This is a genomic window from Granulicella sp. L46 (assembly GCF_009765785.1).
Lineage (GTDB): Bacteria > Acidobacteriota > Terriglobia > Terriglobales > Acidobacteriaceae > Granulicella.
Map to the genome: position 1 here is coordinate 154,577 of NZ_LMUT01000015.1, position 8,171 is coordinate 162,747.

The 8,171-nt window shown below is 55.7% G+C and carries 12 protein-coding genes; 2 read left to right on the top strand and 10 right to left on the bottom strand.

The features are described 5' to 3' along the window. The 8 genes from hisF to hisI form a co-directional block, all read right to left on the bottom strand. Positions 1-488 (bottom strand): imidazole glycerol phosphate synthase subunit HisF (hisF, locus tag GSQ80_RS17140; protein WP_254059722.1); only part of this gene is annotated, 488 nt, incomplete at its 3' end. Continuing rightward, a complete protein-coding gene (hisH, locus tag GSQ80_RS17145; protein WP_158788892.1) occupies positions 482-1,099 on the bottom strand; it encodes an imidazole glycerol phosphate synthase subunit HisH in 618 nt (205 codons plus the stop codon). The genes hisH and hisF, both read right to left, overlap by 7 nt. Further along, a complete protein-coding gene (locus tag GSQ80_RS17150; protein WP_158788893.1) occupies positions 1,096-1,365 on the bottom strand; it encodes a DUF2164 domain-containing protein in 270 nt (89 codons plus the stop codon). The genes hisH and GSQ80_RS17150 overlap by 4 nt, the downstream gene beginning before the upstream one ends. Next, positions 1,362-2,000 (bottom strand): imidazoleglycerol-phosphate dehydratase HisB, encoded by a 639-nt coding sequence (hisB, locus tag GSQ80_RS17155; protein ID WP_254059723.1) that lies wholly within the window; start codon positions 1,998-2,000, stop codon positions 1,362-1,364. The genes GSQ80_RS17150 and hisB overlap by 4 nt, the downstream gene beginning before the upstream one ends. Then, positions 1,997-3,109, bottom strand: coding sequence for a histidinol-phosphate transaminase (gene hisC, locus GSQ80_RS17160; RefSeq protein ID WP_254059724.1), 1,113 nt, complete (start codon positions 3,107-3,109; stop codon positions 1,997-1,999). The genes hisB and hisC overlap by 4 nt, the downstream gene beginning before the upstream one ends. Further along, the gene (gene hisD, locus GSQ80_RS17165) at positions 3,106-4,365 is read right to left on the bottom strand and encodes a histidinol dehydrogenase (protein ID WP_158788894.1); all 1,260 of its coding nucleotides are present in this window, start codon (positions 4,363-4,365) and stop codon (positions 3,106-3,108) included. The genes hisC and hisD overlap by 4 nt, the downstream gene beginning before the upstream one ends. 10 nt (positions 4,366-4,375) lie before the next feature. Beyond that, complete coding sequence (gene hisG, locus GSQ80_RS17170; protein ID WP_158788895.1) at positions 4,376-5,257, bottom strand: ATP phosphoribosyltransferase; 882 nt, start codon at positions 5,255-5,257, stop codon at positions 4,376-4,378. Further along, entirely contained in the window at positions 5,257-5,604 is a 348-nt protein-coding gene (hisI, locus tag GSQ80_RS17175; protein ID WP_158788896.1) for a phosphoribosyl-AMP cyclohydrolase, read from the bottom strand. The genes hisG and hisI overlap by 1 nt, the downstream gene beginning before the upstream one ends. A gap of 422 nt (positions 5,605-6,026) precedes the next feature. Here hisI and GSQ80_RS17180 point away from each other — a divergent pair, with 422 nt between their 5' ends. After that, positions 6,027-6,290, top strand: a complete 264-nt coding sequence (locus tag GSQ80_RS17180) for a hypothetical protein (RefSeq protein ID WP_158788897.1) — start codon at positions 6,027-6,029, stop codon at positions 6,288-6,290. A 20-nt stretch (positions 6,291-6,310) separates the two neighbouring features. Here GSQ80_RS17180 and GSQ80_RS17185 read toward each other — a convergent pair whose 3' ends face one another. Together GSQ80_RS17185 and GSQ80_RS17190 are read right to left on the bottom strand one after the other, a co-directional pair. Beyond that, positions 6,311-6,973 carry a carbonic anhydrase gene (locus GSQ80_RS17185; RefSeq protein ID WP_158788898.1) on the bottom strand — a complete coding sequence of 221 codons (663 nt, stop codon included), beginning with the start codon at positions 6,971-6,973 and terminating at the stop codon, positions 6,311-6,313. 8 nt (positions 6,974-6,981) lie between these two features. Continuing rightward, complete coding sequence (locus GSQ80_RS17190) at positions 6,982-7,578, bottom strand: thioredoxin family protein (RefSeq protein ID WP_158788899.1); 597 nt, start codon at positions 7,576-7,578, stop codon at positions 6,982-6,984. A 133-nt stretch (positions 7,579-7,711) separates the two neighbouring features. On the opposite strand from GSQ80_RS17190, the gene GSQ80_RS17195 reads away from it, so the two are divergent. Beyond that, positions 7,712-8,171, top strand: a 460-nt coding sequence (locus tag GSQ80_RS17195; protein WP_254059725.1) for a protease pro-enzyme activation domain-containing protein, incomplete at its 3' end; no start/stop codon positions are given.

The following is an 8,171-nucleotide window of genomic DNA, read 5'->3' on the forward strand; positions in this document are numbered from 1 at the left end:
ACCGCCCACTCCACCACCCGAAGCCCTGTAGGCTTTCTCCCCCCCGAAACAAAAACATCAGCATCTCCAACAGAATCAGCACTTTGCGCCCGCCGCGCATCGATCGCAACGATCACGGCCTGAGCTCCAAAGCTCCCACCAATCTCCCCAATCAATTCCGGCCGAGCAATCGCACTCGAGTTGATACTCACCTTGTCCGCTCCAGCATCAAAAACCGCCGCAGCGTCCTCCGCAGACCGAATTCCGCCTCCAACCGTAAACGGCACAAACAGCCTCTCCGCTGTCCGTTTCACCGTCTCCAACAGCGTTCCGCGCCCTTCATGCGTCGCCGTAATATCCAGCAACACAATCTCATCCGCTCCTCCGCGAGCATGCCGATGCGCCAACTCCGCAGGATCGCCAGCATCGACAATGTCCACAAACTGCACGCCTTTCACCACGCGTCCACCGCGAACATCCAGGCAAGCAATAATCCTCTTCGTCAGCACGACAGCTCCAGGAAGTTCCTCAACACCAACAGTCCAGTCTCAGCCGACTTCTCCGGATGAAACTGCACTCCCATAACATTCCCCCGCTCAACAACCCCAGTAAACGCTCCTCCATACATCGTCGAAGCCGCAGTATCTGCAGAAACAGGCGCTCTCCACGAGTGCGTGTAATACACAAAGCTTCCCGCCTCAACGCCCTTCAACAACCGCGAATCCGGCCGAATCCTCTCCAGCGAATTCCACCCAACATGTGGAGCCTTCAGCTCCTCGCCCTCAAACGCCGCCGGAAACCGTTCGCACTGACCACCAAACCAACCAAGCCCTTGAGTCTCCGGAGACTCAGTCGATCCTTCATAAAGCCACTGCAACCCCACGCAAATCCCCAGAAACGGAACACCTTGACCCAGCGCCACGCGCAAAGCCTCATCCAACCCCAACTCATGCAGCAACTCAGTAGCCCGGAAATGCCCAACGCCAGGCAACACAACCTTGTCCGCCCGAAGCACATCCTCAGGAGACTGCGTCACGAGAACGTCATCCGCACCAAGAAACCGAAGCGCCTTGACCACGCTGGTGAGATTGCCCGCCTTATAGTCAATGACCGCGATCATTTGCTTCGCTTCGTCTTGGCTTTATGCCAATACTGAAAGGGATCTTCGTACAGCTCGCCTTCAAGATCCATCACCCGCCGCTGCATTCGAACCTGGGAATCAGAGATCGCCTGGTTATAGATCGCCGGACCGATCTCCTCCACGAAGTAATTCAGCAGCAGACCGGCCGCGAGCTCCCCAATCGGTTCCGGCATATTCCTTTCGAAGTATTGCTGGATGGAGGCAATTGCTTCATCGCGGACATGCTTGGAAAGCTCAATACTCATAGCAACCCCTTGGTACTTGGCAACAGCTCACGCATACGCTCGTCACGAGAACAAGCGCCTCGCAAAGCTCGTGCAAACGCCTTGAATATCGCTTCGATCTTGTGATGATTACTGCGGCCATACATGATCTTTACGTGAACGTTCGCTCGGGCTCCCCGGGCAAATCCCTCAAAGAAGTCAACGACCAGTTCGGATTGAAGATCGCCCACCACAGGAACATTCACCTGATCGTCGACCACGTAGGCGACACGACCTGACAGATCAACTGCCGCAATCGCAAGGGTCTCATCCATTGGCATCACGAAGTAACCCGCTCGCAAGATACCCTTCTTATCTCCGAGCGCCTCGGCAAAAGCCTCGCCAAGGGCAATGCCGACATCTTCAACCGTGTGATGCTGGTCGACATCCAGGTCGCCAACGCATTTGAGCTGCAGGTCGAAGCCTCCGTGACGCGTGAAGAGCTCGAGCATGTGATCAAAGAAACGTATCCCCGTCGATACGACGTAAGTCCCATTTCCATCGATATTGAGGCGCAGAGAAATCTTCGTCTCAGTCGTGTTGCGGTCGACGATTCCGATGCGTTCGGGTCCTATTGGCTGCGGCGCAACTCCCACTTCCTCTGCAATGTCGCTCATGCTCGCCCTCTACCTTCTGCCGGAGTCCAACCGATTGCAGCCAATGACTCGCGCAACGCCGCAATACCGCGGTTTACATGATCCTCCACACCGGCGGTGATGCGCACATAACCTTCACAACCTGGGTCGGCCGAGCGGTCGCGCAACAGAACGCCGCGCTTGTGCATCTCGGCACAAAGTTCCTTATGTCTCGGGCCGATGTCCATCAAAACGAAGTTGGCCGCGCTCGGCCATGTTCGTACTCCAAGCTCTTCCAAAGCTGCGAAGATTCTTTCGCGGCCACTTCGGACCTGCTCCACATACCACTGGAGGTACGCCTCGTCAGCCACCGCATCCGGAAGCACAGCGAGTGCCACGCCATTCACGTTATACGGTGAAGAGACCTTGCGAATATAGCTGATCAACCGTGCGTCCCCAGCCAGCATTCCTACACGCAAATTCGCAAGACCGTACGCTTTCGAAAATGTGCGCGCAACGATGAGGTTGGGGATTGTCCCAACGTCGCCGAGAGTGGTCTCACCGTGGAAGTGGAAGTACGCCTCGTCGACCATCAGCACGGCTTGCGGAGCTGCGGCTGCAATCGCGAGCAGATGCTCTCGGCTGACTGTAGCGCCGGTAGGATTGTTGGGGGACGCAACAATGATCAGCTTCGTCTTCGGTGTGATGGCGGCGAGGAAGCGTTCAAAGGGAAAGGAGAGAGAATCATCCGACTGCACTCGCTTGAGGCCCGCGGTCATCAGGGCGATCGACACGTCGTACATAAAGAATGTCGGGGTACAGATAAGCGCTTCGTCGCCTTCCTCGAGGAACGTGCAGGAGACCAGGTGAATAGCCTCGTCCACACCATTGGTTAGAAGCAATTGATCGCGCTCGAGCCCGAAGTGCTGTGCCACAATGCGCTCAACCGGCTCTCGCTCAGGATAGATCGTCAAACCTTCAGCCGTAAGTTGCTGTAATCGCCGCAGGACAGCGGGACTAGGGCTAAAGGTATTCTCATTGAAATCAAGACGCAGGGCGTCGCGACCTGCAAGCGGAGGATGATACTCGGGCATAGCGAGTACGGCCTTACGCGGTTGAACCAGCATTGTCTGCTCCAGAATTGTGCTCATCTCATCCTCACGCGCACGCTTTCGGCGTGGCCGACCAGACCCTCTGCTTCCGCAAGTGCGATCGTATGGGGACCGACCTCACGAAGCGCATCCAGAGTGTATTGCTGCACAGTAATTACTTTCACGAAGTCGAGCACGCTGAGGCCTCCGCGCACACGTCCGTTGCGTCCCGTTGGAAGGACATGGTTTGGCCCACTGATGTAGTCGCCCATCGACTGTGGCGTATGGTGGCCAATGAAAATGGATCCCGCGTTTTTCACCCAGCGCAGATCCGCTCCCGCATCCACTGTCAGGTGTTCAGGAGCAAGTCGATTCGTAAGCAGGTGCGCCTCTTCTACTGTTTTCGTCACAAATGCAATTCCTTGGGCGGCAAGCGATTGTTGTGCAACGGGATTACCCTGCGACTGGCGCTTCACTTCCAGAACAACCTCCAGGGCGAGTTCGGGCTTGCTGGTAATGAAAACAGCGAGCGCCTCTGGATCATGCTCCGCCTGTGCGACGAGATCGGCAGCGATGCCAGTCGAGTCCCCATCTTCGCTCGCTACGACAATCTCGGTGGGACCGGCAGGCATGTCGACACCAGTGTGCTGAGAGACAGCCATCTTTGCGGCGGTCACATAGAGATTGCCGGGGCCGACAATCTTGTCGACCGCAGACACTGTCTCCGTACCGTAGGCTAATGCTGCAATCGCCTGAGCTCCGCCAATGCGGTAAAACTCGGTGACGCCGCATAGATAAGCCGCAGCCATCGTTTCGCGTGCAGGCTTAGGCGAACAGACCACGATGCGTTCGACTCCTGCAACCTGCGCGGGCGTTACGGTCATCAACAGGGTGGATGGAAGCGGATAGCGCCCTCCCGGCACATAGCAGCCGACAGATCCGAGCGGCCGCACAATCTGGCCAACCTCCATTCCCTCGACCGGCCGAAAACTCCACGCCCGCGGCAGTTGCCTTTCAGCGAAGCTTCGTATATTCGCTTGGGCGAGCCGCATAGCAGCCTTGAGTTCCTCGCTGATGGCGTCCCAGGCCTGTTGCATCTCGGCGCGGCTGACGATGAATGGTTGATCGCCCGTAAGACCGTCGAAATTAGCGGCAAACTCGCGCACGGCCGCATCGCCCCGATTCTGCACGGCCGAGAGAATGTCGCGAACGACGGTGTCGACCTTCGCGGTGTTGATGGCGCCACGCCGCTCAAGCTGCTGGATTACCGCATCTGCAGCAGAAGCGTCCGCACCAAATGTCTTCAAAATCTTCATCGCATCCCTTTTACAAAACGACTTTGCTAAGCGGGTACTCGACGATTCCCGCTCCGCCAGCGGCCTTTAGCTTTGGAATTACGTCCCGGACAAGATGAGTTTCGAGGATGGTGTTGAGGGCAACCCAATCTTCATCGCGCAACTGGGAGATCGTCGGCGAATTCAGCGCAGGGAGAACAGCGAGAACCTTATCAAGATCAGTCTTCCGCACATTGAGCATCAGACCAACCTGATTCTGAGCGTCTATCGCGCCGTTCAGCATGAGCGACAACGTCTCGATCTTGGTGCGCTTCCAGTCGTTCGTCCAAGCACCTTTGTTGGCGATGAGCTGGGTCTCAGATTCCATCAATGTCTCGATAATGCGGAGCCGGTTCGCCCGCAAGGAGCTGCCCGTCTCGGTGACTTCCACGATGGCGTCGGCGAGCGTGGGAGGCTTCACCTCGGTGGCTCCCCAGCTGAATTCGACTTTGACGGGAATATTCTTCCCGGCGAAGTAGCGCTTCGTATACTCAACCAGTTCTGTGGCGATGGTCTTGCCGGCGAGGTCCTCGGGCTTCTGGAATGAGGAGTCTTCCGGTACGGCAAGCACCCACTTCACAGGCACCCGAGATTGCTTGGAATATGTAAGTGAGGTCACTCGTTCGACATCGGATTGATTCTCCAGTACCCAATCGTTGCCAGTGAGACCCGCATCCAGTGCGCCGTGCTCAACATAGCGAGCCATTTCCTGGGCGCGAACAAGCATGCACTCTATCTCAGAGTCGTCGATCGTTGGAAAGTAGCTTCGGCCGTTCGCGTAGATTCGCCAGCCTGCGCGCTCGAAGAGGGCAATTGTCGCGTCCTGCAGGCTTCCCTTCGGAATACCAAGCTTCAGCTTATTTCTCTCTGCCATTACTTGCTCCCTGTCTGAATCGGCTTGGTAAAGCAGCTTACTGTGCCCTCATGGCACACCAGACCGTCGCCTTCGACTTCCACGCGGAAAAGCAGCGCGTCATTGTCGCAATCAGTGGACGCAGAGATTATGCGCAAGCGGTTGCCACTCGTTTCGCCTTTCATCCACAGTTTGGAACGGGTGCGCGACCAAAACGTAACGAAACCAGTTTCGATTGTCCTGCGGTAGCTCTCTTCGTTCAGAAAGCCAAGCATCAGCACCTCGTTGCTCTTAGCGTCCTGCACAATACCGGCGACCATGCCTCCGGCTTTTGCGAAATCGATCGATATCATCTCTGCTGAGTTCATCTGGTTCCTCTTTGTCATGTCACGATGCGGCTGGTTGGGGGATCGGCGCAGCGACACAGCAAAAAAGCCCGCTCGCGATGTGCGCGTCGGCGGGCTTGTCTTAGATCCTGGAGTGCGTTTGTTACTTACTTTGCCGCCCCGGATACAGCCGCCAACATGCTGTGCGCATGATGATGGTGATGCCCGAGATGCTGCAAGTTAACGCTCATTGATATTTACGCTAACGGCATCCTGTCTCAATGTCAATCAGCTGTTCCACTGTCAATCAGCTGTTCCACTGTCAATCAGCTGTTCCACTGAAGTGGCAGCAACAAAATGCCAGCTGATCTTTCGCTCTGCGCAATTTCGTAAAGGCAGAGGATCTGTGGACTAAAGAAAGCGCATCTCTACAGGGACGGCAACCTGCCGAGGAGATTCAACTAATGACGGACCATCGCGTACATGCTGGGGATGCCCAGGAAGATCAAGTAACCGCTGCCATCGAGAAGTATACGGCGCCCATACCATCGAGCGCCTACCTTGGCTTAGCCCTCGCCTCAATAGCGGCGTCAGTGACGCTCCAGTTGGCACAAAAGGAGAAGGCAAATGCGGCGTTGTTTGTGGGACAGTGGGTTGCCCCGTTTCTGCTGCTCGGCATTTACAACAAATTAGTGAAGCAACACGGTTCGGACGCACAAACGCACTAGTGTCTAAATGGCAGCGGCCTTCAGACGCTAATTGGGGATTTTGTCCCGATCAGCGTGAAGGTCTGCTCGCCATCGGATGCGATTCGAACTTCGCCTGTTCCAATGCTGTAAATCCAGCCAGAGATTGTGAGGTGTCGTCGCGCTATGGCTCCGGCGACGGATGGATGAGTCTTCAGGTGTTGCATTTGCAGCAGAACGTTTTGCTCTGTAAGGATGTCGATTAATTGATGGCTCGTTTGTGCCTTGGGTGACTCTGCATGGAGAGTTTCCGCGACAATCAGCGCAGCATGAGCGTTATGCAGCCAGGACTCAACGGTCGGCATCGTTGCGACAGACGCCGGATCAAGCAGCCCCTGCATAGCGCCACAATGCGAGTGACCACAGACGACAATGTGCCGCACGCAGAGTGAACTTACTGCGAATTCGATGACCGCACTGACGCCACCGAGCATTTCGCCGTAGGCTGGCACCATGTTCCCTATATTGCGAGCAACAAATATTTCACCGGTCGAAGAGCTGGTGAGTGCGATAGGGTCGATGCGCGAGTCGGCGCAGGTGATGAATAGTGTGTGCGGCGATTGCTTTTCGCTGACCGCTTGAGCGAACATCTCTGCCTGCTGAGGAAAAACGTCGGCTTGAAAGCGTCTAACACCCTCTTCAAGTCGCTGTAGTATTTCGTCCATCTGGGCTCCTAGGCTTCCCGCCATTTAATGTTGCATCCAATGCTGCTGCGTTGTTCCTGGTCTGGTTGTCTTCCAGCAACGAGCGCATCCATTGCCGCCCGAAGGTCTTTGCCAGTCACCGGCTCATCATTACCAAAATCCTTACGGCGTGGCCGACTAGAATCGAGTTGACCGCGATAGACCAAATGCATCTCTGCATCGAATAAGAAAAAATCTGGAGTGCAGGCGGCTTCATAAGAACGGGCAACGTCCTGGGCAGCGTCAAGAAGGTAAGGAAATCGCCAACCGAGGCGATTTGCCTGTTCGCGCATAGGTTCGGGGCCGTCTTCAGGATATTGCTCCACATCATTCGATTGAATTGCAGCGATGGCAATCGGTCCTTCACCGGATTGTCCGAAATAATCCACGCCGATCCGGGCCAACTCTACCTCGACATGCTTGACGTATGGGCAATGGACGCAGACAAACATGATGAGTAGACCCGATTTCTTCCCGGGTCCGCGAACCTCATCGAGATTCATGGTGTTCCCGGTCATCACGTTTACTAGTTGGAAATCAGGAGCGGTGGTTCCCAACCCCACCATCGAGGATTCAGTTCTGGACATAATGGCCTCCAATAGACATCATAGCTAGAGCTCCCATTTTGAGTTTCAATGCTGAGGCTTCCCCAGCGGGTCCCGATACCGTAATCCGCTTGGAAGCAAATACAGCATTTTTTTTGATTAAATTCGAGGCCCGATGCACTCCCGCTTTGCGATTCGTCATCGCTGCACCCTTCTCTGCGCCTTGATCGCGTGGGTAGGCGGAGGCGTGATCACGTCCGGTTTGTCAGCTCAAGCACCCTCCGACGTAATTTCCAGGGTGCAACCAGTTAAGCAAGCTGATCGCATTTCAACGAGTGCGGACTATGGGCGGTTAGTGGCATTGCCGCAGAAGTTACCGGCCTGGGTGAAGGAACCTAACCCGACTGCGGAGCAGCCAGTTGACCTAGCGAAGCTGCTTCATGTCTCGGTTTTGCTGAGCCGTGAAGCTGCCGCCGAATCTGCTTTCAGCCAGTTAGTGGCAAACCAGCAGAATCCGATGTCACCGCTATACCACCACTGGCTCACACCACAACAAGTTGGGGAACTCTACGGGCCTACTGCAAATGATTTAGCGGCGGTCACTTCCTGGCTAGCGAGCCAAGGACTTACAGTGG